This window comes from bacterium (assembly GCA_040753555.1).
GTDB lineage: Bacteria > UBA9089 > UBA9088 > UBA9088 > UBA9088 > JBFLYE01.
Genome location: JBFMDZ010000014.1, coordinates 1 through 25,337, shown reverse-complemented (window position 1 = coordinate 25,337; position 25,337 = coordinate 1). Strand labels below are relative to the sequence as shown.

The 25,337-nt window shown below is 35.7% G+C and carries 36 protein-coding genes and 1 tRNA gene; 7 read left to right on the top strand and 30 right to left on the bottom strand.

Features of this window, described 5'->3' with window-relative positions:
• Window positions 1-395 precede the first annotated feature (395 nt).
• Genes miaB through AB1630_02340 form a run of 5 tightly spaced genes read right to left on the bottom strand, consistent with a single transcriptional unit; the run spans window position 396 to window position 4,571 of the window.
• Complete coding sequence (miaB, locus tag AB1630_02360; GenBank protein MEW6102655.1) at window positions 396-1,673, bottom strand: tRNA (N6-isopentenyl adenosine(37)-C2)-methylthiotransferase MiaB; 1,278 nt, start codon at window positions 1,671-1,673, stop codon at window positions 396-398.
• Between the two features lie 36 nt (window positions 1,674-1,709).
• Entirely contained in the window at window positions 1,710-2,351 is a 642-nt protein-coding gene (locus AB1630_02355; protein MEW6102654.1) for an ABC transporter ATP-binding protein, read from the bottom strand.
• Window positions 2,326-3,045, bottom strand: a complete 720-nt coding sequence (locus AB1630_02350; protein ID MEW6102653.1) for a polyprenol monophosphomannose synthase — start codon at window positions 3,043-3,045, stop codon at window positions 2,326-2,328. The genes AB1630_02355 and AB1630_02350 overlap by 26 nt, the downstream gene beginning before the upstream one ends.
• Before the next feature lie 45 nt (window positions 3,046-3,090).
• Window positions 3,091-4,104 carry a 3-deoxy-7-phosphoheptulonate synthase gene (aroF, locus tag AB1630_02345; GenBank protein ID MEW6102652.1) on the bottom strand — a complete coding sequence of 338 codons (1,014 nt, stop codon included), beginning with the start codon at window positions 4,102-4,104 and terminating at the stop codon, window positions 3,091-3,093.
• A gap of 8 nt (window positions 4,105-4,112) precedes the next feature.
• Window positions 4,113-4,571: a MauE/DoxX family redox-associated membrane protein gene (locus AB1630_02340; GenBank protein MEW6102651.1), complete on the bottom strand. Its 459-nt coding sequence runs from the start codon at window positions 4,569-4,571 to the stop codon at window positions 4,113-4,115.
• 48 nt (window positions 4,572-4,619) lie between these two features.
• On the opposite strand from AB1630_02340, the gene era reads away from it, so the two are divergent.
• Both era and AB1630_02330 read left to right on the top strand, forming a co-directional pair.
• Window positions 4,620-5,480 (top strand): GTPase Era, encoded by an 861-nt coding sequence (gene era / locus AB1630_02335; protein ID MEW6102650.1) that lies wholly within the window; start codon window positions 4,620-4,622, stop codon window positions 5,478-5,480.
• 244 nt (window positions 5,481-5,724) lie between these two features.
• Complete coding sequence (locus AB1630_02330; protein ID MEW6102649.1) at window positions 5,725-6,603, top strand: MinD/ParA family protein; 879 nt, start codon at window positions 5,725-5,727, stop codon at window positions 6,601-6,603.
• Here AB1630_02330 and AB1630_02325 read toward each other — a convergent pair.
• The 12 genes from AB1630_02325 to AB1630_02270 are packed head-to-tail and all read right to left on the bottom strand — an operon-like array spanning window position 6,600 to window position 12,981.
• On the bottom strand, window positions 6,600-7,421 hold the full coding sequence (locus AB1630_02325) for an HNH endonuclease (protein ID MEW6102648.1): 822 nt from the start codon (window positions 7,419-7,421) through the stop codon (window positions 6,600-6,602). The two genes, AB1630_02330 and AB1630_02325, sit on opposite strands and share 4 nt — an antisense overlap.
• Window positions 7,402-7,863, bottom strand: a complete 462-nt coding sequence (locus AB1630_02320) for an ATP-binding protein (GenBank protein ID MEW6102647.1) — start codon at window positions 7,861-7,863, stop codon at window positions 7,402-7,404. The genes AB1630_02325 and AB1630_02320 overlap by 20 nt, the downstream gene beginning before the upstream one ends.
• Complete coding sequence (locus AB1630_02315; GenBank protein MEW6102646.1) at window positions 7,835-8,500, bottom strand: PHP domain-containing protein; 666 nt, start codon at window positions 8,498-8,500, stop codon at window positions 7,835-7,837. The genes AB1630_02320 and AB1630_02315 overlap by 29 nt, the downstream gene beginning before the upstream one ends.
• Window positions 8,500-8,838: a DRTGG domain-containing protein gene (locus AB1630_02310; GenBank protein MEW6102645.1), complete on the bottom strand. Its 339-nt coding sequence runs from the start codon at window positions 8,836-8,838 to the stop codon at window positions 8,500-8,502. The genes AB1630_02315 and AB1630_02310 overlap by 1 nt, the downstream gene beginning before the upstream one ends.
• 4 nt (window positions 8,839-8,842) lie before the next feature.
• A complete protein-coding gene (locus AB1630_02305; GenBank protein MEW6102644.1) occupies window positions 8,843-9,298 on the bottom strand; it encodes a hypothetical protein in 456 nt (151 codons plus the stop codon).
• Entirely contained in the window at window positions 9,280-9,636 is a 357-nt protein-coding gene (locus AB1630_02300; GenBank protein MEW6102643.1) for a hypothetical protein, read from the bottom strand. The genes AB1630_02305 and AB1630_02300 overlap by 19 nt, the downstream gene beginning before the upstream one ends.
• 8 nt (window positions 9,637-9,644) lie before the next feature.
• The gene (locus AB1630_02295) at window positions 9,645-10,091 is read right to left on the bottom strand and encodes a nucleotidyltransferase substrate binding protein (protein ID MEW6102642.1); all 447 of its coding nucleotides are present in this window, start codon (window positions 10,089-10,091) and stop codon (window positions 9,645-9,647) included.
• A complete protein-coding gene (locus tag AB1630_02290) occupies window positions 10,060-10,350 on the bottom strand; it encodes a nucleotidyltransferase domain-containing protein (protein MEW6102641.1) in 291 nt (96 codons plus the stop codon). Before AB1630_02290 ends, AB1630_02295 begins: the two co-directional genes overlap by 32 nt.
• A 33-nt stretch (window positions 10,351-10,383) precedes the next feature.
• Window positions 10,384-11,283, bottom strand: a complete 900-nt coding sequence (locus AB1630_02285; GenBank protein ID MEW6102640.1) for a CBS domain-containing protein — start codon at window positions 11,281-11,283, stop codon at window positions 10,384-10,386.
• A complete protein-coding gene (locus AB1630_02280) occupies window positions 11,273-11,620 on the bottom strand; it encodes a hypothetical protein (protein MEW6102639.1) in 348 nt (115 codons plus the stop codon). The genes AB1630_02285 and AB1630_02280 overlap by 11 nt, the downstream gene beginning before the upstream one ends.
• Complete coding sequence (gene nuoE, locus AB1630_02275) at window positions 11,617-12,078, bottom strand: NADH-quinone oxidoreductase subunit NuoE (GenBank protein ID MEW6102638.1); 462 nt, start codon at window positions 12,076-12,078, stop codon at window positions 11,617-11,619. The genes AB1630_02280 and nuoE overlap by 4 nt, the downstream gene beginning before the upstream one ends.
• Window positions 12,079-12,087: 9 nt before the next feature.
• Entirely contained in the window at window positions 12,088-12,981 is an 894-nt protein-coding gene (locus AB1630_02270; protein ID MEW6102637.1) for an RluA family pseudouridine synthase, read from the bottom strand.
• Window positions 12,982-13,005: 24 nt separating this feature from the next.
• Here AB1630_02270 and hisA point away from each other — a divergent pair, with 24 nt between their 5' ends.
• The 3 genes from hisA (at window position 13,006) to AB1630_02255 (ending at window position 15,627) form a co-directional block, all read left to right on the top strand.
• Window positions 13,006-13,728 carry a 1-(5-phosphoribosyl)-5-[(5-phosphoribosylamino)methylideneamino]imidazole-4-carboxamide isomerase gene (hisA, locus tag AB1630_02265; GenBank protein ID MEW6102636.1) on the top strand — a complete coding sequence of 241 codons (723 nt, stop codon included), beginning with the start codon at window positions 13,006-13,008 and terminating at the stop codon, window positions 13,726-13,728.
• A 104-nt stretch (window positions 13,729-13,832) separates the two neighbouring features.
• Window positions 13,833-15,086, top strand: a complete 1,254-nt coding sequence (gene murA, locus AB1630_02260; GenBank protein ID MEW6102635.1) for a UDP-N-acetylglucosamine 1-carboxyvinyltransferase — start codon at window positions 13,833-13,835, stop codon at window positions 15,084-15,086.
• Window positions 15,087-15,309: 223 nt separating this feature from the next.
• Window positions 15,310-15,627 carry an ATP-binding protein gene (locus AB1630_02255; GenBank protein ID MEW6102634.1) on the top strand — a complete coding sequence of 106 codons (318 nt, stop codon included), beginning with the start codon at window positions 15,310-15,312 and terminating at the stop codon, window positions 15,625-15,627.
• Between the two features lie 14 nt (window positions 15,628-15,641).
• Here the strand turns inward: AB1630_02255 and galT are convergent, their stop codons facing one another.
• Genes galT through AB1630_02205 form a run of 10 tightly spaced genes read right to left on the bottom strand, consistent with a single transcriptional unit; the run spans window position 15,642 to window position 22,226 of the window.
• Window positions 15,642-16,637, bottom strand: a complete 996-nt coding sequence (galT, locus tag AB1630_02250) for a galactose-1-phosphate uridylyltransferase (GenBank protein ID MEW6102633.1) — start codon at window positions 16,635-16,637, stop codon at window positions 15,642-15,644.
• Between the two features lie 19 nt (window positions 16,638-16,656).
• Entirely contained in the window at window positions 16,657-17,619 is a 963-nt protein-coding gene (gene thiE / locus AB1630_02245; GenBank protein ID MEW6102632.1) for a thiamine phosphate synthase, read from the bottom strand.
• A complete protein-coding gene (locus tag AB1630_02240; GenBank protein ID MEW6102631.1) occupies window positions 17,616-18,665 on the bottom strand; it encodes an MFS transporter in 1,050 nt (349 codons plus the stop codon). The genes thiE and AB1630_02240 overlap by 4 nt, the downstream gene beginning before the upstream one ends.
• Window positions 18,662-18,832: a DUF2273 domain-containing protein gene (locus AB1630_02235; GenBank protein MEW6102630.1), complete on the bottom strand. Its 171-nt coding sequence runs from the start codon at window positions 18,830-18,832 to the stop codon at window positions 18,662-18,664. Before AB1630_02235 ends, AB1630_02240 begins: the two co-directional genes overlap by 4 nt.
• Window positions 18,829-19,329: a hypothetical protein gene (locus AB1630_02230; protein MEW6102629.1), complete on the bottom strand. Its 501-nt coding sequence runs from the start codon at window positions 19,327-19,329 to the stop codon at window positions 18,829-18,831. Before AB1630_02230 ends, AB1630_02235 begins: the two co-directional genes overlap by 4 nt.
• Window positions 19,326-19,688, bottom strand: coding sequence for an Asp23/Gls24 family envelope stress response protein (locus AB1630_02225; protein ID MEW6102628.1), 363 nt, complete (start codon window positions 19,686-19,688; stop codon window positions 19,326-19,328). Before AB1630_02225 ends, AB1630_02230 begins: the two co-directional genes overlap by 4 nt.
• 3 nt (window positions 19,689-19,691) lie before the next feature.
• Window positions 19,692-21,404 carry a phosphoenolpyruvate--protein phosphotransferase gene (gene ptsP / locus AB1630_02220; GenBank protein ID MEW6102627.1) on the bottom strand — a complete coding sequence of 571 codons (1,713 nt, stop codon included), beginning with the start codon at window positions 21,402-21,404 and terminating at the stop codon, window positions 19,692-19,694.
• A 40-nt stretch (window positions 21,405-21,444) separates the two neighbouring features.
• Window positions 21,445-21,735 (bottom strand): type II toxin-antitoxin system RelE/ParE family toxin, encoded by a 291-nt coding sequence (locus AB1630_02215; protein ID MEW6102626.1) that lies wholly within the window; start codon window positions 21,733-21,735, stop codon window positions 21,445-21,447.
• Entirely contained in the window at window positions 21,723-21,923 is a 201-nt protein-coding gene (locus tag AB1630_02210; protein ID MEW6102625.1) for a hypothetical protein, read from the bottom strand. The genes AB1630_02215 and AB1630_02210 overlap by 13 nt, the downstream gene beginning before the upstream one ends.
• Window positions 21,924-21,953: 30 nt before the next feature.
• The gene (locus AB1630_02205; protein ID MEW6102624.1) at window positions 21,954-22,226 is read right to left on the bottom strand and encodes an HPr family phosphocarrier protein; all 273 of its coding nucleotides are present in this window, start codon (window positions 22,224-22,226) and stop codon (window positions 21,954-21,956) included.
• Window positions 22,227-22,346: 120 nt separating this feature from the next.
• Between AB1630_02205 and AB1630_02200 the strand changes: the two genes are divergently transcribed.
• Window positions 22,347-23,318: a glycosyltransferase family 9 protein gene (locus AB1630_02200; protein ID MEW6102623.1), complete on the top strand. Its 972-nt coding sequence runs from the start codon at window positions 22,347-22,349 to the stop codon at window positions 23,316-23,318.
• A 32-nt stretch (window positions 23,319-23,350) separates the two neighbouring features.
• Here the strand turns inward: AB1630_02200 and AB1630_02195 are convergent.
• From AB1630_02195 to AB1630_02185, 3 genes are all read right to left on the bottom strand, one after another.
• Window positions 23,351-23,424: transfer RNA gene (locus AB1630_02195), tRNA-Ile, on the bottom strand.
• Window positions 23,386-23,724: a 50S ribosomal protein L21 gene (gene rplU, locus AB1630_02190; GenBank protein MEW6102622.1), complete on the bottom strand. Its 339-nt coding sequence runs from the start codon at window positions 23,722-23,724 to the stop codon at window positions 23,386-23,388. The genes AB1630_02195 and rplU overlap by 39 nt, the downstream gene beginning before the upstream one ends.
• A gap of 93 nt (window positions 23,725-23,817) precedes the next feature.
• Window positions 23,818-24,885: a PilT/PilU family type 4a pilus ATPase gene (locus AB1630_02185; GenBank protein MEW6102621.1), complete on the bottom strand. Its 1,068-nt coding sequence runs from the start codon at window positions 24,883-24,885 to the stop codon at window positions 23,818-23,820.
• Between the two features lie 114 nt (window positions 24,886-24,999).
• Here AB1630_02185 and hisH point away from each other — a divergent pair.
• A partial coding sequence (hisH, locus tag AB1630_02180) for an imidazole glycerol phosphate synthase subunit HisH (protein MEW6102620.1) occupies window positions 25,000-25,337 on the top strand: 338 nt, incomplete at its 3' end.

Sequence of the window (25,337 nt, the reverse complement as noted above, 5' to 3'; positions counted from 1 at the left end):
GTTTTGATGGTATTTAACAAAAAAATCTATAAAGGAAAAAAGAGATTATCTTTTTGTGATGTGTTTTTGATATAATATATCCTGTTTAGAGGTAATTCTGGACAAAGGTAGCGAAATATAGGAAATTCAAAATTCTAAACATTTTTACTGCGATTTCCTCATTATAGAGGAACGTATTACTTGTTTTCCATCCTCTATATTACTTATAGTTTTGGGTATTTTTTCACAAACCCTCTTACCTGTTTTGCAAACATAAGCGTTCGTTCCTCTGAATTATATTGTTTTGAATTTTCAATTTTAGTCATTTGAATTTGTTTTAAGATTTCGAATTTCGAATTTCGGATTTCATTTGTTCCATTAAAGCTAAACACATACCAAATTTTAATCACCTTCCTTTAGGTAGGCAAACCATATCCTTCTCCTTTCAATGTATAGGTTGAAGCATCCTCAATCTTTACTCTTATAATCTTTCCAATTAAGGAAGGCTCTCCTTTAAATACAACCATTTTATCTGTATCTGTCCTTCCTATCAAGAATTTTTTATCTTTAAGGTTTTTCCCCTCAACAAGGACATTATATTCTTTTCCTATAAGGCATTTGTTTTTTTTAAAAGATATTTCATTTTGTATTTTAATAAGATGGTTTAGCCTTTCTATCTTTTCCTTTTCACTTAAATCCTCTTTTAATTTGTAAGCCCCTGTCCCTTCCCTTGGCGAATACTTAAACAAAAATGCTGAATCAAATTCTATTGCCTTTAATGCCTCTTGTGTTTTGCTAAAATCATCTTTACTTTCTGTTGGAAATCCAACAATGATGTCTGTTGTAATTGAAGGCTCTTCTAAGCTTTTTCTTATCTTCTCTACAAGTGTAATGTAATATTCAATTTCATAGCCCCTATTCATAAGGGAAAGAATTCTATTAGAGCCAGATTGTAAAGGAATATGAATTGAAGGACAAATGTTTTTGTTGTTGGCAATAGCCCCAATCATTTCTTCATTCATTCCCAAGGGATGTGATGTTATAAACCTTATTCTTAAAATACCCATTTTGGAAACAGAGGTTAAAATAGAGGCTAAATTCCCATCATTCAAATCCCTTCCATAGGATGTTATATCCTGACCAAGAAGGGTTATCTCCTTTATGCCATTCTTTAATAAAAATTCACATTCTCTTATGACCTCGTCCTTTTTTCTACTCTTAAGGCACCCTGTGGTATATGGAACAACGCAATATGAGCAATAATTAGAGCAACCAAAGGAGACTGGAACAAATGCCTTAATTCCTTTTTGACAGGGGAATGAAGGCTCATCTGATAGAGCCTTGTAAGATTTTCCCCTTATTGCCTCTTTTATCATTCCAATATTATTTGGAGAAATTATAAAATCAAGATGTGGGGATATTTCAAAAAGCTTATTACCAAGCCTTTCTGCCATACATCCAACAATGCCAATCTTAAGAGCCGGATTTTTTCTTTTTAATGATAAAAGTGAGTTAAGCCTTCCCAATGCCCTATCCTCTGCATGCTTTCTAACGCTACAGGTATTAAGAAGAATGACATCTGCTTCATTTTCATTTTCTGTCATCTCATAGCCTAATTGGGACAATTCCTCCCTATAGACAAGGGATGTGTATTTATTCATTTGACAACCATATGTCTTTATAAATGCCTTCATTTCAGTTTTGGTCAAAGGAAAATCTTTTTCTTTATTCTATATCAGCTGTCCATCAGATAGCCTAAAGAGCCTGTCTGCCATCTTTGAAAGCTCCTCATTGTGGGTAGCAATTATTAAAGATTTATTTTCCTTTTTAACAATGGATTTTAACATTTCATAGACCTCAAAGCTCATTTTTTTATCAAGAGAGCCTGTTGGCTCATCTGCAATAATTATCTCTGGAGAATTTATCAAAGCCCTTGCAATGGCTGTCCTTTGTTGTTCACCACAGGAAAGCCTATTTGGAAGATAGCTACATCTTTCAGATAACCCCAAAAATGATATAAGCTCAATCGCCCTCTCTTTTGCATTATTTCCAATAATATATGATGGAAGCAATACATTTTCAAGAAGGGATAAGTTTGAAAAGAGGTTATAAAATTGCAAGATAAACCCCATATTCTTTGCCCTAAATTTATTAAGAGAATCCTCTTTTAATGTAAAAATGTCAGTATCATTAAAAAGGACATTCCCAGCAGAGGGCTTTTCTATGCCACCTATAATATGAAGCAAGGTAGATTTTCCAACACCAGATGCTCCAACAATGGCAACAATCTCACCCCTTTTTATCTCTAACCCTATTCCCTTTAGAATTTCTGTTTCACCGTAAGATTTATATAGATTGCTTATTTTTACCATATAGCCTTAATTTAGCCGCAAAGTAGAAGCTATGGAGTAATATTTGGCCATTAAGTTTTGATTTGCCAAGTGTGCGCTCTTTAAAAACAATAGGAATCTCCTTAATCTTATGGCCTTTTTGATGACACTTATAAAGAATTTCTGTTAAAATCCAGGGCCCTTTTGACGAAAGATGCTCTATGTCTATTTCTTCAAGGCACCCTCTTTTAAACAAACGAAATCCAGATGAGCAATCAGAAACCTTAAATTTCAAAATGCTTTTTAATAAAAAATTTGCAAACCTACTTATTATCCTCCTTATAATCTGCCTTTTATATTCACCACCCCCTGGAACATAACGAGAGCCAATAACAACATCACATTCTTTTATTGCCTTTAAAAAATCTGGGATGTATTTTGGATTGTGCGAAAAATCGCCATCCATCTCCATTATATAATCATAGCCATTTCCTATTCCATATTTAAACCCATCTATTCCTGCCAGACCCCTTCCCCTTTCAGAATATCTATGAATTGCCTTTACTTGTGGCAAATTTTTACTTAAGTTCTCTACTATATCGCCTGTTTTGTCTGGTGAATTATCATCAACAACCAATATATCCAAAGCATCTATCTTTAAAGCCAAAATTGCCTCAATCAATGCCTTAATATTCTCACTTTCATTATATGTTGGAATAACAACAAGGGTTTTCATTTCACTGTCGCTATAAGCTACACCAGGTAGGGTTGTTTTTGCATTTTATAGGCTTCTGTCCAAAACATTTGCCACCTTTCTTGCTTCATCCATTAGAATAGCAAATTTTTTAGGCTTCAGGCTTTGCTCTCCATCAGAGAATGCGGACTCTGGATTTTGGTGAACCTCAATCATAAGGCCATCACATCCTGCCGCAATTGAGGATAAAGCAAGTGGTAAAACAAGATTCCATCTTCCAGCGGCATGGGATGGGTCAGATATAACAGGAAGGTGGGTAAGCTCTTTTAAAGCAGAAATCCCTGCGATATCCAATGTATTCCTTGAATGGTCAACAAATGTCCTTATTCCCCTTTCACATAAAATAACATAGGGGTTTCCGCCTGATAGGATATACTCTGCTGCCATTAGAAATTCTGTTATTGTAGCAGATAGACCCCTTTTTAAAACAACGGGTTTTTTTACCTTCCCAACCTCTTTTAACAATGAGAAATTCTGCATATTCCTTGCTCCTATCTGGATAATATCAACATATTTCATAAGAAGCTCAATATCTTTTGTATCCATAAGTTCAGAGACAATAGGAAGCCCTGTAATCTCGGATGCCTCTTTTAAATATTTTAGTCCATCTTCCTCAAGACCCTGAAAGGCATATGGCGATGTTCTTGGCTTGAATGCACCACCACGAATTATATCTGCTTTGCTTTCCTTTACAATCTTTGCTACCTCTATTATCTCCTTTTTTCCTTCAACAGAGCAGGGACCTGCCATTACAACAATTTTTTTTCCTCCAATAATTACGTTCTCAACATCTATTTGGGTATTCTCCTTCTTAAATTCTCTACTTGCAAGCTTAAATGGCTTAAGGATAGGCACAACCCTCTCAACACCAGGAAATGCCTCTAATTGATCCTTGTCCAATACCCTCTCATCACCAATAACATTTATTACTGTCCTCTCTACACCCTTTGAGATTATTGGCTTAAGTCCAGATGAGGAGATTTTTTCTGCTATATGATTAATCCTATCCTCGCTACAACCTAGCTCAAAAACTATAATCATTTTTGCCTTTAATGATAATCTTTCCTTTCCTTTCTTGTCAATTTTTCAATTAACTTATCAATAGAAAATGGAATATTCTTCGCAAACAATACCACAAATGATAAGCAAAAAAGGATGATGTCAAAGATAAAGGTAGCCTTTGCCTTAAACTTTGCTCCCTTGAAGCATCCACATTCAATATCAATACCCCTTATAATTGTAGAAAAAAGGGCAGAAATAAAAATAACAAGAAGAATTTGGGCTAATATAATTGCTATTCTTGTCCAAAATCCAATAATTAAGGCTATTCCAGCAAGAAGCAAAGAAAAGGAAAGAAAGAATGCGGCTGGTTTTATTAAAAACACGGGAAGGATTCTATAATTTTCAATAGACATTGCAAAGCCTATTGGGTCTATTATCTTTGGAATGCTTGAATAAATGAATAATCCACCAATTAAAATCCTTATAAAAAAGCCAAACCATTTCATTTAAATATTTTACAATTTCCAATTTAAAATTTAAAATTTAAAATTAAAATGTTTAAAGCAGGGTACATTTCTCTTGTTGGAAAGCCAAATGTTGGAAAATCAACCCTGATGAACACACTCTTAAAAGAAAAGGTTTCATCTGTTACACCAAAGCCACAAACAACAAGGCATCAAATACTTGGGATTTTAAACCTTCCTGATGTTCAGGCAATATTTATTGATACACCTGGTTTAATGGCAAGACAGAAGGATAAATTAGATGAAAGGATGGTAGGGAAGGCAAGGTCTGCCATTATGGATTCTGATATTTCTCTTTTAATGGTTGAGCCTTATGAAAAAGAAATAATTTCAGATTTTTTTAAAAGAGAAAATACAATCCTTGCCATCAACAAAATAGATAAAATAAGTAAGCCAGATCTCCTTCCCTTGATAGAATATTACAACAACCTAGACCTATTCCTAAAGATAATCCCAATCTCTGCCAAGAAAGGGATAAATTGTGATTCCTTGCTTTTTGAAATTATTTCCCTTCTTCCCCTTCATCCACCATTCTATGATACTGACATTCTCTCTACACATCCAGAAAGGTTCTTTGTAGAAGAGATAATCAAAGAAAAAATCTTCTTATGTTATGGTGATGAAATCCCTTATGATACAGCCGTTGTTGTTGAGGAATTTAAGGAGAGAGAAGATGGAAAGGATTATATCAGGGCTATTATCTATGTCAATAGAACAAGCCAAAAGGGAATCTTAATAGGAAAAAAGGGAGAGGCATTAAAAAGGATAGGAGAAAGGGCAAGAAAAGAGATTGAGGCATTTCATAATAAACCTGTATACCTTGAGCTTATTGTAAAAGAAAAGAGGGATTGGAGAAAGAAGGATAAGATATTAAACGAATTTGGATATTAAAAAGATATAACCTTACTCAACTTCTTAAATTCCCTGTTTTTAGGCACTATGATATTAATTTCTCTTGTTTTCTAAGCCTCAATTCCATCTCTTTAAGTATGCAATCCTTACATATTTTTCTGTTTTCATTTTTAAGAAAAAGATTGAAGAAAATTTAACATATCTTTATAATAGAGGGTGAATAGTTACAAAATATTTTGCATTGTTGTTTTAGTTTTGTGCTTTAAATTTTAAGTTTTCTAAGATGGATCAGGCAGAAAGATTAAGGGAATTAGCAAAGGAAAGGAAAAGGGATTCTGTTGAAATAATTACAGTAACCTCTGGAAAGGGCGGTGTGGGAAAGACAAATATTTCTGTTAATCTTGGAATATCCTTTGCCCTTGCAGGAAGAAAGGTTCTTATTATTGACGCAGACCTTGGACTTTCTAATGTAAATATTGTAGCAGGTGTTGTTCCACCCCCAAGGTATAACCTTTTTCATGTTATTAAAGGAGAGAAAAAGATTGATGAAGTTGTAGCAGATGGCCCTTGTGGAATAAAGATAGTAACAGGTGCAATTGGCATATCAACCCTGGCAAACCTCTCTCCAAAGAAAAGGGATGAATTGATTGAACAATTGTCAGGGATGTCTAGTATCGCTGACCTTATTTTTATTGATACCTCTGCTGGTCTTTCTGGAAGGGTGCTTTCATTTGTTTTGGCAGCAGACAAGGTTTTGCTTGTTACAACACCAGAACCAACAGCCATTGCAGATGCGTATGGAATAATAAAGGCTGTATCTTTCAGAACAAAGGATTTGGATATAAGGCTTATTGTCAATCGGGCAAAGACAATAGAGGAGGGAGAGAAGGTAGCAAATAGGATAATGGAGATAGCGGGTCAGTTTCTGGGAATGCAGGTTAAAAAAATAGGCGTTCTCCTTGATGACAGGAATGTTGAGGAATCTGTTAGGGAGCAATCTCCCTTCTTTCTTGCCCATCCAAAGGCAAGGGCAACCCAATGTATCTACAACATAAGAAATACAATGGCAAATATCCCATTCCCTGAAAATGGAGGGATGGGCAATTTCCTAAAAAAGCTCTTTAAAGCAGAGCATATGGAATTTGCAAAGGATGAGAATTAGGATCTTACCCTTCTTATCTTGCGCCAAAATCCACCCCTTCTTCCTGTTCTCCTGAAATAGCCAGAGATACTTTTTCCACCGGAGTTTATATGTGAAGAAACCCAATATTTTTTATTTGCCTTAATATTTTCTATTATTAAGCTTGGATGCTGGTAGTATTCCTGCTTTTTATGGCAGGTATAACAAAGGGTTATAAGATTTTGCAGGCTATGTATTCCACCATAGGATATAGGCATTATATGATGTATATGTAGCTTTTTTGTCTTTCCACAAATCCTGCATTTATATCCATCCCTTTCTAAACATTTGCTTTGCCTCTCTTTCCAATCTGGCGGATAGCCTTTAAATCTAATAAATTCTTCATCTAATTCTTCATCAAAAACAACATCAAGTATAGCCAATAGTGCATTTGGTTCTTTTCTTGGAATCTCTGGAGGCTCTTCATAAGAAATCTTTATGTTTAATAAAACCATCCTAATAATAAGGAATGCCCCTGATATTAAAAAACAAAAGGCAAAGATAGTTTTATTGCCTTTCTCAAAAAGAAATAGAAAAAATGGAACAAAGAGAGAAATTACTAAAAGATATAAACTTACCAACGCAAATCCTTTAAGCCTCTGATGTTTGAGCCATTTATCCTTATATTTTAATTCCCAGTTTGCCTTTTTTTCTTGATAGCTTTGATGCTCAAGAAAGAATTTCTCTCCTCCATCTTTGTCAAAATTATATCTACAGGGAAAACAGAGAAAGCCCTTTAATCCCCTTATTGCAGGCTCATTGCTTAAACTTCTTCCGCAATTACAGCATTTTCTTTCCAATTTTACCTGTATCAAGAAAAAGGCATTTTTTATTCAGGCTTTGTTTGTAGATAAACCTTATTTCTGGGTTTGCTACAATCAATGTTTTTATGGTCTCACCTATATTTCCTAATGGCTTTCTGTCAATATGGCTTAATTTAAATGAGGCAAAAACCTTTGTTCCTTTATCTGGTTTTGATTCTATAGAAAAAGAGCCTTCTGCCTCCTTTGCTGATTGAGCAAGAAGCGATAATCCCAATCCTATCTTCTTTCCCTTTGTTGAAAAGAATGGAGAGGTCGCCTTTTTTAATGTTTCTATATCCATTCCCTTACCATCATCTATTATTGCAATTGTAAGAATATCAACCTTTGTATCCTCTGTTATTTCAATCCTTATTTTCTTTGCCCCTGCCCTTATTGAATTCTCTGCAATATCAAGGATATGTAGTGAAATATCTTCCATCTTTTAAAGCACATTTTAGCTCAAAAATGCTTGGTTTTTCAATATCAAAGATTGTGCATCTTAATCCAATATCATCTAAAAAATGGGCATCAGAGCTAGCTATGCCTCCTTTTCCCTCAATCCCATCAAGCTCTAATTCGCTTGGAATAAATCCAAGCTGAAAGGCTATTCCAAATGCCCTTTCTGGGTGTGGTGCAATGGCTATTCCTCCCAATGAATGGATAAGAGAAACCATCTCATTGGCTGATATGCCTGTTGCAGAAATAAGAAGCCTCTGGTTAAAACCTAAAACATTATCCTCCTCATCAACAATTACCTGCTCTCCAAATACATTTTTTTGTGGAATATCATCATAGAGCCTTTTTTGAAAAGATAAAAGGGCTTTTTCATCCCCAAATAATGCCAGGATATGAACCTCCTCTTTTGTTGTTGCCTCAATCCCTCCAAGGACAAAAATTCCCTCTTTTTCCCCAATTTTCTTTGTAACCCCTACATTCTCTGCTGAGTTATGGTCTGTTATCCCAATAATATCAATGCCTATCTCCTTTGCTTTTTTTACTATTGCCTTTGGTGTCATATCAAAAGAAGCACAGGGAGAAAGGAGGGTGTGGATATGAAGATCTGCTTTAAAAAGCATTAACCAGGGATTCCAAGCTGATACAGCCTTCCTGCAAGCTCAAAAGAAGAAAATGGACAACTTAGAATGGGGATATCCTCATCCTCTGCCTTTTGTAATGTATCAGGGTCAGGCTTTCTATTATTCACAAGGATTACCCCTGAAAGCTCCTTCATAGATGCAACAGCAATGATATTCTGATGAACCTGAAGGGTTATCCAGATATCCCCTCTCTTTGCATTTGCAAGGACATCGGATAAAAGGTCGGAGCAATACCCTCCTGTTATCTCTCTATCCAATTGCTCTCTTCCTGTAATTACAGAAAGGGAAAGGCTTTCTACAATATCCTTTACTTTCAATTTATTATGCGAAATTGTCCAAGAAGGTATGAATATCCTTTTGGTATATCTCCTTTAGTTTAGTAGCATCCTCCATAACAATTTTAACCTTTCTTGCATCTAGTTCGTAAGAATAGGCATGCCTGAAAAAGTGTCTAAAAGAGCGAAGATTGTCTAACAAGATGTAGCTTTCCTGTGATAACAAAGCTGGTCTAACCCCTTCTATAGGTATAGTCATTCGCTTAAGTAGCTCTATGTGATACTGTCCTTTATCCTGAATATAATTCTCAAAGGCATTTGCTATAATCTTGAATAAATCCTCAAAGGCACAATAGAGATTATGCAATTGATAACCTATGCTCTCAATACCAGATTCGCCCTTTTCATAACTACGCTTTTTAAGTTTGGTATAGATATTCTCTATTTCCCTCTTTTCTGCATCTATCTCAGCCTTTAGTATAGCTAGTTTTTCCTCATCCATTTTATCCCTTCTTTTTTTATCTTCTCAGAAAGCCTATGGCCTTCCAATTGTATAACATCTACATCAATGCCTATCTCCCTTGAAAGATAAGACATTACATTGAAAAATTCCTCATCCCTTAATCCAATAAAACCAATATCAATGTCTGAGTTTTTTAAAAATCCGTGTGGCTTATCTATTGAACCAAATAGATATGCCTCTTTAAAAAAAACCTCTTGGTTTAATTTATCCAGGATAGCAAAAAGTTTTTTTATCAAATAAAGCCGCAATTCTTCTTGCTCTTGCCTTTGTCGTTCAATAGCCTCATCAAGTAAGTGCGTTGAAAACCCCTGCTTCATTTTGACTATTATATACCCTTATCTTCTATATTTTTTAAATATCTCTTAATCCTTTCTATAACCCCAAAAATTCTTTTTGCCTTCTTTATAATTTCATTATAGAGGTCTTTTAATTCCTCGGGCAAATAAGAGTGAGAAATTTTGTTTCTTAATAGCCTTGCCTCCATCCAAAATTCAATCTCATCAATAATATTTAATTTCTGCATATTTAACAACCTATCCCTTAGTGTATCACTAATCTCTGAATATAAAAACAGCTCTATGCCCTTAAAAAAATTTAAAAAAAGCTCCATACATTTTTCAAATCTAAATGCGAGGGAATCGTAATACTCAAGTTCTTCGGGGCTATATATCTTTTTTTCTCTATAGGGTTTAAATTTTTTAACAGATGCCTTAAGTAAAAGGTTTGCTTTTTTTAGATCCTCAAATTCTTTCAATATCAATTCTCTTTGCATTTTTTAATATCTCCTTACAAAATAAACCGTTATTATACACAATAACATCAATCCTTTGTTCGCACATAGAAAAAAAGCTTGCCTCAATTTTTAAAGCCAGCTTTGTTGGGTTGCTCTTTGTTCCTTTAGGAATCAACAATATATCAATATCCCCTCCATTTTTTGTCTTATTTATTCGTGAGCCAAAAAGAAAAGTTTCTCCCTTAAATCCCTGCAAGGCAAATTTTAATGCCTTTTTTTCATTATTATCTAATCGCATAGTATTATTTTCCCAATATCCCCTGTATTACTTTCAATTTATATTTACCCTAAAGATAAGGCTTGTTCCCAAACCGACCTCTGATTTTATTTCAAAAGCATCAGAGCAATTTTTTATATTATAAAGCCCCATTCCTGCACCAAAACCAAGCTCCCTAACCCAATCAGGTGCTGTTGAAAATCCAGGTTCCATTGCTTTTTCTACATCGGGAATTCCAGGGCCTTCATCATCTACATCAACATCTATTCTATCTTGAAAGACAAAGGCTTTTATCGTTCCTCTTTTTGCATATATAACAACATTCATCTCTGCCTCATAGCTTGCAATGGCAAGCCTTCTTATAATATTCGGATGTATTCCAAGCCTTTTCAGGGTCTTCTTAAGCCTACTTGATCCCCTTCCTGCTATTTTAAAATCACCACCCATTATTTCATACTCAAGGATTATTTCCTTCTTGTCTGCTAAGACATCCTCAAAAAAATGGGAAACCCTATAGCCCTTAATCTCCTCCTCTTGATACTTGTTCTCAAGGGTTTTAAGAAATCCATGGATAACATCGGTCTTTGTAAGTATACCAACAAGTTTTTTATTGTTGTTAATAACGGGAAACCTTCCATAATTAAACTTTTCAAATTTATTTAAGGCATTGATAAGGGCTTCCTCTTCAAATAGCACCTTAACATCCCTTGACATTTTCTCTTTTATTAAAATATTTTCCTCCCTGTTTATTATCGCCTTGATAAAGTCCTCAAGGGTTATAATTCCAATAAGCTCATTATTCTCAACGACAGGCATTCCTGATATTCTCCTATCCCTCATAATCTCCCTTAAGTCTCCCATTTTAGAATCACCTGATATGCTTAAGACATTTTTATTCATTACAGATGAAACCTTAATATCATATGCTATTTCTTTAAGTAGATTATTTTCCATAACAGCCAGGAAGATCGGCTTTATACAGCCTTCCGCAGGATTCATACATTGGAAGACCTGTCCTTAAAAGGGGGATTCCTATCTCTTTGGCAAGGGAAATTGTCTCATCAGATGGCATCTTTCCCCGAACAAAGCATATTGCCTTTATATTTACCATCTCTGCTGTCCTTATAACCTGGGGGTTTATAAGACCTGTTAAAAGGAGGGAATTGCTCTTTACAAAGGCTAAAACATCGCTCATTAAATCAGAGCCACAAGCCATTTCTATTTCTATATCCTCATCAAGAGAAAATATAACCTCTCCCTCTAAATGGCTTTTTATTTCAGATAATTTCATTCATATTTTTCAAGGATTTTCTCTATCTTTCCCTGCTCTAAATGGCCATGAACATCCTCATTTATCATCATAACAGGAGCAAGACCACAAGCACCAACACAACGGACAGCTTCAAGGGAAAATCTTCTATCCTCTGTTATCTCTCCTGCGTCTATCTTAAGAACCTCCTTTATCCTATCAAGGATAGCATCAGCTCCCTTTACATAACAGGCTGTTCCAAGGCAGACCCTTATAACATTCCTTCCCCTTGGTTTTATTGAAAAGAATGAATAGAAGGTAACAATTCCATAGACTATGCTCCTTGAAATGTTCAAGCCATCAGCTACCCTGTGTAATACCTCTTTTGGAAGATAGCCGACAATTCCCTGTGTCTCTTCTAAAACAGGGATAACAGAGCCTGGCTTATTCTCATATTTTTTAATTATCTCATCAATCTTTGCCCAATCTATACCGTTCATCCCTTAATTTTACAAAAAATTAGCAAAATTTGCAACATTTTTCATATCTTCTGGAGGCTCTATCTTAAACTCAAGGGATTTATTTGTTATTGGATGGGGAAAGCTCAAAGAAAATGAATGAAGGGCTTGTCTATTGATTATAGCTGATTTTTTCCCATATGCCTTATCACCAAGGACAGGGTGTTTCATATTTGCCAGATGAACCCTTATTTGATGCGTCCTTCCTGTTTCAAGGGAGACCTCTAATAATGACATATCCTTTCTTCTTTCTAATACCTTGTAAAATGTCTTTGCTTCCCTCATTTTCCTTCCATAAGGCTTCATCAATACCCCTCCTTTTTTGGGCCTTCCAATGGGAATTGAAATTTCTCCCTTATCTAGAGCTACATTTCCAGAAACAAGAGCAAGATACCTTCTTTTGACAACACGCTCTTTTATCATTTTTACCAGGTTTTTATATGCCTCTTTTGTTTTTGCTATAACAATAAGCCCGGATGTATCCTTATCAAGCCTGTGGACAATCCCTGGTCTATCTGGATTACCTGTATCTGGAAGAGAGGTATGAAAAAGCAAGGCATTAACCAATGTTTCCTTCCTTATCTTTGCCGTTGGATGGGTAACCATACCAGCTGGCTTATTGACAACAATTATATCAGCATCCTCGTAGACAATATCCAAAGGGATATTTTCTGGTTTAATTGTTTCGTCAGGAAGAATAACCTCAATCTTTTCTCCTATTCTTATCTTATGGTGTGGCTTTATAAATTTTTCATCTACCTTAACTAATCCCTCTTTTATCAAAAATGCTACCTTTGACCTTGATAAATTAAGCCTTTTTGATAAAAATATATCAATCCTCTCACCTTCAATATCAGAAATAATTACCTTAAGGTTGCAATCCATTTCTATTTTTATTATACTTGCTTTATGGTAATATATCCAGCAATTGATATTAGGGAAGGAAGGGTTGTCAGGCTTACACAGGGCGATTTTGAAAAGGAGAAGATTTATTCAGAAAACCCTGTTGATGTTGCCTTTGGTTGGAAGGAAAAAGGAGCATCCGCCCTTCATATTGTAGACCTTGATGGTGCATTCTTTGGAAAACCACAAAACCTTGATGTAATTCAGGAAATTGTAGACAAGGTAAGAATTCCAGTTCAGATGGGAGGAGGGATAAGGAATTTTGAAATTTTAGAAGGGATTATGGATATAGGTATAAATAGGGCTGTTTTGGGAACATCTGCCATTCTGGATGAGCTATTCTTAAGAAAGGCATTGTTAAGGTTTTCCGAGAGAATCCTTGTTGGATTAGATGTTAAAGGAGAAAAAATTGCTATCTCTGGCTGGCAGAGATTAACCGATTACAAATTAGATGAACTATTGCTTAAAATGGGAGATTTGGGCTTAAGAGAGGCTATAATTACAGACATTGAAAGGGATGGGATGATGAATGGCCCAAACATTTCCTTATTTGAAAGCCTTTTAAAACATATCCAGCATATCAAGATAATTGCAAGTGGCGGCATAAGCACAATGTCTGATATAATGCATTTAAGCAGGCTTCCTATATCAGGTGTAATCATAGGAAAGGCATTATATGAAGGAAAGATAGACCTTGGGGGGATGGTAAAGTTACTAAAGGATGGATAATTCAAAATGTAAAACTCAAAATGCAAAATGCAAAAATGTGGTAAAAATTTATTAAAAATGTCATTAGTTTTTAGTTTTGCGTTTTAAATTTTAAGTTTTCTAAGATGGATAAATTTGTCATTGAGGGTGGGAAACCATTAGACGGAGAGATTAAGGTATTTGGGGCAAAGAATGCTATTCTTCCAATGATGGCTGGAGCTATTCTATCAGAAGGAAAGACCATTATCAGAAATGTCCCAAATATCCGTGATGTCTCTGTTTTTATAAAATTGCTTGAGCATTTAGGTGCATCTTGCTTTTACAACAACCACACATTAGAGATAGATACAACAAATGTTAATAAAACAGATGCACCCTATGAGCTTGTCTGCCAGATGAGGGCAGGGTTCCTTGTTGCCGCTCCTCTATTGGCAAGGCTTAAAAAGGCTTGCGTCTCTTTCCCTGGGGGATGTGCTTTGGGAGCAAGGAATATAGACATCCACCTTAAGGGATTTGAGAAATTTGGGGCAAAGATAAAAGAGGAAGGGGGCTACATTACATTAAGTGCGGATAAGCTAAAGGGATGCGAGATTTACCTTGATTATCCAACCCATACAGGAACAGAGAATCTTATAATGGCAGGCGTATTGGCAGATGGAAAGACAATAATTGAAAATTGTGCAAAAGAGCCTGAAATCGTTGATTTTGCTTTATTTCTTAAAAAGATGGGTGCAAAAATAGAGGGAGAAGGAAGCTCCACAATTATTATTGACGGTGTTTCCTCTCTTGTGCCTTGTGAATATTCTCCCATTCCGGATAGAATAGAAGCAGGAACATTCCTCATTACAGGTGCAATTACAAAGGGAAGGGTATTTGTCCAGAATGCAATATACGAGCATATGAGAGGTTTAATTGCAAAGATGTCTGAAATGGGTGTTATAATTAAAAGAAAGGATTCTGGCATAGAGGCAATTGGAAAAGAAAGGCTTAAGGCAACAAATGTTATCACAGGCCCATACCCGTCATTTTCCACCGATCTTCAGCCATTAATCTCCTCTTTAATGTGTATTGCAAGTGGAACATCCATTGTAAAGGAGACCGTGTTTAATGAGAGGACAAGCCATATCTTTGAACTTTCCAGGATGGGAGCAAAGATAAGGATAACCGGAAGCGAGATTATTATTGAGGGTGTAAAAAACCTTTCGGGTGTAAACATTATGGCATCAGATATAAGGCAGGGAGCGGCATTAGTTTTAGCAGCCCTTTCTGCATCCGGAAAAACCATAATTGACAGGGTCTATCATATTGACAGGGGATATGAATGCCTTGAGGAGAGGCTGGTAACCCTTGGGGCAAGCATCACCAGGATTAAGGAGTGAGCATATCAAAAGAGAGAAAAAATGTATAATCAATCTCTTTCATTCCTAAAACCTAAACTCAAGGCTTATATAAGAGCCATAGCCGAGATAATCCCTTCCTGCCTTTACCCTGTCTTTAAAGTATGAGGGGTTAAGACCTAGTGCAAATGAAGGTTGATCTTTTCCATAAGGTATAATTTTTGGTAATATTTTTACAATCTTACCTACCTTCCCTATAACCTTTATGCTAAGGGATGTTTTTTATAATCTTATGAAGAATGCCTCAGAGGCTTTTAAAGAAAGAGAAGGAATGGGAAATGTAAGGGTAAAAATAAACAAGCCTGCTGATTTTGTTGAAATAAGGGTGATAGATGATGGCCCTGGTATTAGCAAAGAGGATATTCCCAAAATATTTGAGCCATTCTTTATTACAAAGGAAAAAATAGGAACAGGCCTGGGGCTTTCTATTTGTAAAGCCATTATAGAAGAGCATAAAGGAACAATTGAGGTAGAAAGTATGCCAAAGATGACAAGTTTTATTATAAATCTGCCTGTATGTTGAACATTTATACCAACTTAAATTTTTACTTCCCTTAAGAATTTTCCGCTCTCCTCTGGAATTGATGCATTTATAAACATACCACTACCTAGCTCAAACCCTGCGGCTTTGCTTATCCTTGGGACAATTGAAAGATACCAGTGAAAGTAATTTACCCTTGTAAAATCTGTTGGTGCTGACCTTATAACATAGTTAAAATCTGGATTATTTATCCCAAAATAGAGCCGGAAAAGAACATCCTTTAGAATCATTGCTAAATCCATAATTTCATTATCTTTTATGTCCCCAAATTGTGGGTAATGCCTCTTTGGAAGAAGCCACAAATGGAATGGAGAGAATGCCGCATACGGAACAAAGCAGACAAAGGAGGCATTTTCTGCAACAATCCTTATTCCCTCCTCTATTTCATCCTCAATCATCTGACAAAAAACACACCTTTGGTGGTCATCATAGTATCTCATTGCCTCCTCAATCCTTGCCCTTATATGACTTGGGACAACCGGTGTTGCAACCAGTTGGGAGTGTGGGTGTTCAAGGGATGTTCCAGCAGCCTCTCCATGATTTTTAAAAATAATAATATGGTCTATCCTTGGGTCATTTGAAAGCCATAGATACCTTTCTCTGTAAGAAAGAATAATGTCTTTTACATAGGATATGTCAAGGAGGGCTGTTGTAAGATTGTGCTTAGGGGTTTCAATAATGACCTCATGGTAGCCAAAACCAGGCATATGCCTCTTAAGCCCTATAAGGTTTGGTTTGTCATTGCTAATCTCTGGAATAAGTGCGGCAAACTTGTTTGGAATAACCCTTACTTTCCATCCCTGTTCATCCTTAATAGAAAAGGTATCAGGAGGGCACATAGCCTCATTTCCGGGGCAGAATGGACATTTTTCCACAAATTCAGGAATTATTTTCTTCTCTTCTTTCTTTACAAAATCCTCAGGCCTCCTTGCCCTCTCCTTTGCAATAATGACCCACTCCTTTGTCGCTAAATTCTGTCTTAACTCTGGCATCCTTTTATTATATATTCCCTCATAAATTATTGCAATATTTTTTGGTTAAATCCTTAATAAACTTAATGCAATCTTCCTTTACATCCTTGCTCTCCAATATTGCAGAAGCAACAGCAATTGCATCTGCAGACCTTACCTTTTCTAAATTTTCCAATGTTATTCCACCAATAGCAACAATGGGGATTTTTATCTTTTGCTTTACCTCCTTGATTATTTCATAGCCAATGGGAGAAAGTTCGGGCTTTGTCTTTGTTTTAAATATAGGACCTAATCCAATATAGTCCGCACCATTCAATTCTGCCTTTATTGCCTCATCCAGGCTATGGCAAGAGACACCAATTATTCCAGGAAACCTTTCTCTTGCATATTGTATTGGAAGGTCATCTTGTCCAAGGTGCAAGCCATCAGAAGATACCGCCAATGCAACATCTAGCCTGTCATTGATTATCAGGGTAATCTCATCTGAGAGGCTTCTTATTTTCTCTCCTATTTTCAAAAATTCCCTAATATTGCCCCTTTTGTCCCTTAGTTGGATTATCTTAACACCCGCATCAATTGCCTTTTCTACTACATCTATAGGTTCACACAACCCTGTATCAATGATTAAGTATAAACCCTTTATCCTTGGCTTAAACAAAGCCTTTTCTATTGCATAGACGCTATACCTTATCTTCCTAAAATCGCTGCCTAAAAATTCCTCAAGAACCCTTAAAGCCTCCTCTGTTCTTTTTATGTTTGCCTGCAAAATTTCCTTCCAATTATCCTTTTTATAATCTTCTATTTTTGTCCCAATATCTCCCTCAATATCCCTTTCTTTAAGAAGAAGGGATGGAGGTAGAGAAAGTGAGGCAATCCTATGCCTTATTTTCTTTATCTTTTCCGTAATTTCCCTGTCTTCTAATATAAACCTTGCAATATCCTCTATAACCCTTAAGCCCTCCCTTACCCTATTGAGATTGGCATCAATAATTCTTATATTCATTTTGAAAGCAAAAGGGAAAAAAGGCAAACAATTCCTGAAAGATACATAAGAATTTTAAAGTCATAATTAGAAAGGATTAAGCCACCCAAGATTGGACCAATCACAGAGGCAAGACAGACCAGGGAATAAAGAATTCCACTTACGGTTGATTGCTCCCTATTTTTGGAAAGGAGTTCCTGAAGAGAGCCGACTTGTAATGTAGTATAGGAAAGACCAAGCAATATCTGGATGGGAAGGATATAGAAGAACGAAGGAGAAATGCCATATCCCAGAAAGACAAATGCGGATGCAAGAAGCCCTGTTTTTATAAGAATGGTATTTCTATGGCTCTCAACAAATGGTGTAATGAGAAATTGGGAGAATGTATTTAAAAAATAGGCAATTCCTACCCAAAACTTGGATGCACCAAGGGATACAAGAAAAAGGGGAAAGATTGCCCAGATAGATGTGGCAGAAAGGCTTCTTAAGAAATAGGGAAGATATACCCCCATATTTCTTTTAAAAACACCAAAGAATGCCTTGATTTCTATCTTTTCTTGGGAAAAATTCCTCTTTTCCCCCCTTGCAATAAGGAATCCCATAAAAAATAAAGAGCTACTTAAAAGAAATATAGCCTTATAGCTTTGAATAAAACCTGCTAATATACTTCCAAATGCCCAACCAAGTGAGCCATATCCTACGAACCTTCCCATCATTCCATTCCTGTGGTAAAATCCATAGACCGATAAAGCCGCAGGATACATCCCGCAAACAAGACCCGTGATAGCCCTTATAAAGAGCAAGGAGCTTGGATTCTTTATAAAGATATGACAAAAGATCATAATTGAGGAAAGAAGAAGCCCCAGAAAAAGAAATATTCTTCTTTCAAACCTATCAGAAAGAAAACCAAAGAGGGAAAAGCTTACAAATGCTAAGCCATTAAAAGTGGCAATTACCAATCCAATAAAGAAAAGGGAGGCGTTTAGCTCTTTGGCAAGAAGGGGAATAAAGACAGAGGAGGACATTAATCCCGAATATGTCAAGAATTGAATAATATTAGTCCTCAAATCCTTCTTCCAATAAGAAAGCCAATAATACAAGAAAGGAGGAGAATTAGGGTCTTTAAAATGCCAAAGCTTATGATAAGAAGACCGAAGAATAGCCCTATACATCCACCCAAAAATGCATTTGGGTTCTTCTCTATATACCCCTTTATTAGCTCAAAAAATCTCATGTCAACCTCCTTCTTCGTTTTATATGATTTATATAGACCATTTTTCTATAATCTCTTATCATTATTTCATCCATTAGATTATCTATCTCTTTGTTTATGTTATTTCCTATTCCCTCCATAGAAGAGGAAAATCCTGTCGCAAATATTTTAAGGTCAACAATTTTATCCCTTATTGAGACCTTACAAGACATCTTATCAATCCCATCTATCTCTATTTGGTTTATTAAATCCTCTACGGCTGTTTTTGTTATTCTAATTAAGCCATTTTCAGAAGCTATATCTATACCATCATCAGAAGAAAAAAACCTCTTTTCAAGGGATAAAACAAGGAGGCTTATGCCAAATAAAACAAAGCCAATAATGGCAATTCTATAATCAATAAAAGGGGTAATTTTACTAATTGGAATCGTATTTAGCCCAAGAAGGATAAAAAGCCAACCAAAAACAATAAGAAAGAATACAAGAATAAAGAGAGAAATTCTAAAGATAATGCTCATTTTAATCTCCTTTCCTCCTTTTCTACTATTTCAACACCCTCAACAAAGACATTTACCTCAACCACCCTTAAGCCTGTCATATCTTGAATTGCTTTTTTTACAGCCTCCTGGACAGAAAAGGAGACATCAAAAATCTTTACCCCATATCTTAAAATTATTGAGACATCAACAATAACCTCCTCCTGCCCAACCTCTACCTTTACCCCTTTTGTAACCTGTCCTCTAGTTAAGATATTGACAATTCCATCTCTTATACCTCCACTTAAACCAACAACACCATCAACATTTGATGCTGTAATACCAGCAATTGATGCTATTGCTTCATTACTTACCTTTACCTCGCCTATTTTTCTTTCCATTTTTTATCCATATACCTCCTTTTCCAAAAATTTCCTTATCTCCTCTGGTTTTGTTAAAGAAAGGGTTTTTTCTGCTATTTGCTTTGCTTCATCCATTGTTATATTTCTTATTGCCTTTCTTATTCTTCCCATTACATCCCAATTGACACTTAACTCATCAATTCCTAATCCAAGAAGGAGGGGTGTATATAAAGAATCTGATGCCATTTCACCACACATCGCAACCCACACCCCAGATTTATGACCAACATCAATAACATTTTTTATAAGCCTTAAAATTGAAGGATGTAATGGCTCGTAAAGATAGGCTGTATCAGGGCTCGTTCTGTCAACAACAAGGGTATATTGAATTAGGTCATTTGTGCCAATAGAAAAGAAATCTACAAGCTCTACCAATGTATCAGCTGCAATAGCAGAGGAGGGCGTCTCAATCATTGTCCCTATCTCTATATCCTCATCAAATTCTTTTCCCTCCTTTTTAAGCTCATCACTTGCCTCTTTCAAAAGAGCGATTGCTTTAATCAGCTCATCAGCACAAGTAACCATAGGAAACATAATCTTAATATTCCCCATTTTATTTGCCTTTAGTATTGCCCTTAGCTGGGTTTTAAATATCTCCTTATATTTCAATAAAAGCCTAATTGCCCTCAAGGAAGAAGAAAAGGATTTTTCTTTTAAAAACAAGGGTATCTTATCCTCACCAATATCAAGTGTTCTTATGGTAACATAATGTGGATAGGCAATCTCTCCTATCTCTGAATAGACCCTTGTTTGTTCATCTTCATCTGGAATATCTAACCTATCAACGAACAAAAACTCTGTCCTGAATAATCCTATGCCATCAGCATTCTCTTTTCTTATCAAATGTACCTCATCAGCAAGCTCAATATTTGCAGAGAGGTTTATCCTATGTCCATCCTTTGTCTTTGAGGGAAGATGGACAAGGCCTTCCTTAAAATATTTCTCAAGCTCCTCCTCCTTCTTTCTCCTTTGATACAATTCCTCCTCTTTTTTTCCTGGATTTACTATAACCAGCCCCTTTCTTCCATCAAGGATTATAATATCATCTTGTAAAACAATATTCTCAATATCAGAAATCCCAAGAACAGCAGGGATTCTTAAAGCCCTGGCAAGGATTGCCGCATGGGATGTCTGCGTTCCCATACTACATAGAATTCCTGCAATCTTTTCCTTTGGGATAGAGGCAGTATCATAAGGCGAGATATTTCTTGCAACAAGAACAACCTGTTCATCTAAATCCTCCAACCTTTTATAATCCCTTTCACCAAGATGATAAAACATCTTTGACGAGATATCATGAAGAATTTCAATAGTTCTTCCAGCTTGACCAGAATGCAAAGATAGATTATCAATAACCATGCGGACAGCCTCTTGAAAAGCATAGGAAGCATTTACCCCCTTTTCTATATTTTTCTCTGCAACGGGAATAAGCGTTGGGTCATTTAATAAAGCGAGGTGAACATTAAAGATATCTGAAAACTTAGCCCCAAAATCATCTTTTATCTTCTCCATTACTGTTGATATTTCCTCTTTTGTCTTCTCCAGCGCATATTTTAACATAGCCTTTTCTTCTTTGCGTTCTTTTTCCTTTAACTCCCTTTTTATAGGCATCTGCCTTCCAAGGCTAAAGAGATATGCCTTTCCTTTAACAATCCCAGAGGACGCACCAATCCCAGAAAACCTTTTAATCTTCATTAAATTTCGTTGAAACCTTTGATTTGTTGTAATAATAACATTACCCGATAATTCTCCTTTTCAATACCTCATAAAATTTTTCTCTTTTTCTAATCATAATTATTAAAACAATCTTTTCTTTTGGATAAATCTCATATACAATTCTATATTCTGTTCCCTCATAAGAAAAATGATAAGACCATAATCCCTTAAAACAAGAAGAAAGTGGTTCAGCGATATAGGGATCTTTCTCAATCTTTCTAATCTCCTCATTTCTTATCTTCTCCTTAAGCCTTTTATCTAGCCTTTTAATATCTTTTCTTACAGCAGATAAAAAGGCTATTGTGTACATTCTTCAAATAAATCTTCTTTTGTAATTGTTCTGGCCTTGCTAAGTTCTTTCTTTGCATCTTGCCACCTTTCTTTTATTTCTTTGGAAAGGTTTGGTGTCAACATAATTTCTAAAGTCTCAATCTCTCCTGATGTAAGCCTTTGCAAAATATGAGCAACCTCTTCTAATGGTACCTTTATTGTTGGCATAACGACCACCCCCTTCTTATAACATTTACATTAATCTTCATTAAACCTTTTTCCAAATAGCCTTGTTATGCTTTTCATAGCCTCTTTTTCGTCTTCTCCTTCACATCTTAAAATTACCCTATCCCCTTGAAATACCTCTAATGACAATATTCCAAGAAGGCTCTTTCCATTCATCCATCCTGCAATCTCTTCCTTTTTTATATAGACCTCACATTTAAACTTTGTTGCTACTTGGGTAATCAAAGCCGCAGGCCTTGCATGAATACCCGCCTTATTTTTTACCACCAAAACCCTTTCAATCAAAATTTTTAAAAACCTCTACATATTTTAGTATAGTCACCCTTTTAACATCAAGCAGAATGTAATTTTAAAGCCTTCCATAAGGTTGCTTTTCTTTTTGCAAAACAATATAATTAGCTGATAATGAAAATTCTCATTGTAAGAAATGATGGGATTGGTGACATTATTCTTACCCTTCCTGCAATTTCTGGCATAAGAAGGCTATATCCAGATGCCTCTATTTCTATTCTTGTATCGCCCTATACCAAAGATATTTTATGGAATAACAAAGATATAGATGAAATTATTGTTGATGACAAAGGCATTTTTGAAACCTCCAAAATGCTTTTTAAAACCAAATTTGATATTGCATTCATTTTTTATCCAAATTTAAGAAATGCCTTTATTTCCTTTCTTGCTGGAATACCAGAAAGGATTGGAACAGGATATAAGCCTTGTGGAATTTTATTTAACAAAAGAAGGTATATACACAGAAGGGATATCCATGAATCTAATTGGTGCCTTAAGTTAGTCAATAGTCAACAGACCGTAGTCCATAGTCCAAAGATTTTTGTTAAGGATGAAGATTTAAAATATGCAAAAAGCCTTATTTCTGAAATACCAGAGCCAATCATTGGGATACATCCAGGGTGTAAAGGTAGTGCATTGAATTGGACAAGCGAAAGATATACTAAATTGATTGAAAAGATAGAGGAAAGGTATAAAACACGACCAATTATCACAGGAGGAATGAATGATAAGCAAGTAATAGATAGGATAATTAGAGAAACAAAAGCAAATCCCCTTAATCTTTATGGAAAAACAAATTTAGGAGAGCTTATTGCCCTTATTTCTCTTTTTTCCATATTTATTGGACCAAGCACAGGGCCTTTGCATATCGCATCTTGTTTAGGTGTTAAAACAATTGGCTTATTTCCTCTAATTTCATCACAAAGCCCAAAAAAATGGCATCCCTTGGGAGAAAATTATTATCTACTTACACCAGACATAATCTGCAAAGAGAAAAGGTGTAAGGGGTTAAAATGCAAGGAATACAATTGTATGGAAAGGATAAAAGAAGAAGATATTTTGGAAAAAATAGAAGAATGTATTTAAAACAATCGTATGTGTTTATTAACACCTTCTATTGGGCCCTATAGGACTCGAACCTATGACCCCCTGATTATGAGTCAGATGCTCTAACCAACTGAGCTAAGGGCCCTTCTATCTTTTCTATAAGAATTGATGTGTATTTTTGCCTATGGCCTATCTTTTTGTGATGACCCTTTCTTGGGATATGCTTCATTATGGTAATCTTTTTAGCTTTTTTCTCTCCCAAAACCCTTGCTTTTATCTTAAAGGCTGAAAGGTTATCAATTATAACATTATTCTCATCCCTTACCATCAGGATATCAGAAAATTCAATTTCACTATCCTTATGTTTATCCAAAAGGTCAATATCTATAACCTTTCCCTCCTCTGCTAAATATTGTTTTTTTCCTACCTCAAAAACAGCATACATTTTTTACCTCCTTTCATTCCCCTCTTTTAGAGGGGTGTCTGCCGAAGGCAGACTGGGTGTTTTACCCTCTTGTCTTTAAAATTTTGCATTTTATTATGCTAATCCCTTCATCTTAAGCCTCATATCATTTGGGCTGTCAGAATAGCGAAGGGCATCCTCCTGCGTTATTTTTCCACTTTGATATAGCTCAAATATTGCCTGGTCAAATGATTGACAGCCCTCATTTCTACCCCCTTCAATGGCTCCTTTTAGCTCGCCACCAATCTGACCCCTCCTTATAAGCTCCTTTATCCTTGGTGTTACAAGCATAATCTCAATTGCTGCAACACGCTTCTTGTCAATTCCTGGAATAAGCCTCTGGGAGACTACAGCCTTAAGATTTAATGATAAGGCAAGGAATATCTGAGGGTGCATCTCCTCTGGAAAAAAGTTAATAACCCTCTCCATTGTCTGATTAGCATTTGTTGAATGAAGGGTTGATAAAACAAGATGTCCTGTTTCTGCATAGTAGATAGATGATGAAACGGTCTCTATATCCCTCATCTCACCTATAAGGATAACCTCTGGTGCCTGACGCAATGTATTCTTTAGGGCAGCTGGGAAGGAAAATGTATCTATCCCAACCTCCCTCTGGCTTACTATGCCTTTTTTATCAAGATGGACAAATTCTATTGGATCTTCAATGGTTATAATATGGCCTGTCCTATTCTCGTTCCTATAGTCTATTATTGCAGCAAGGGTTGTTGATTTCCCAGAGCCTGTTGCACCTGTAACAAGAACAAGACCCCTTGGTGTTAGTGAAATCTCTTTAAAAACAGGAGGAAGATTAAGGTCATCTAATGTTGCAATCTGAAGCTTTATCTGCCTGAAGACAATAGCCACTGATTCCCTCTGCCTATAGACATTTACCCTAAATCTAACACCAGGAAGGTGATAGGCAAAGTTAAGCTCCTTTTCCTTTTCAAACTCCTTTTTTTGTTCATCGCTCATAATAGCATAAGCAAGATGCTCTGTATCCTCAGGTGCTAATGGATCCATCTTTGCAGGCAAGGTAGCTCCTTCTATCTTATACATAGGAGGACAACCTGTTTTAATATATAAATCAGATGCATTTGTCTCAACCATTTTCTCAAGCATCTGGTCAATACTCATTGTAATCATAACAAAAATATAATTTATTCTTTTAGGATAAGTCAAGTGTGTGTTTCCTAATTTGACAGAATACAGTTGTCAGATTGACGAAATGGTTTATAAATTATACAATTTAGAATAAAAATGATAGCAATAGTTAATTATGGCTCTGGAAACCTTTACTCTGTAAAAAAGGCATTTGAAATTTTTAATAATAATGTTATTATCTCTAATAAACCCTGGGATATTAATAGGGCTGATAAGATTGTCCTTCCTGGTGTTGGACATTTCAAGGATGTTATGGAGAGCATAAAAAGATTGGGGCTTCTTGAAGCCCTAATTGAAGCAGGAAAAAATAAGCCTATTTTAGGTATATGCCTTGGAATGCAAATTCTACTTGAAGAAAGTGAAGAAGGGAATACGCAAGGGCTTTCTATTTTAAAGGGAAAGGTTATAAGATTTCCTAAAGCCGTAAAGGTTCC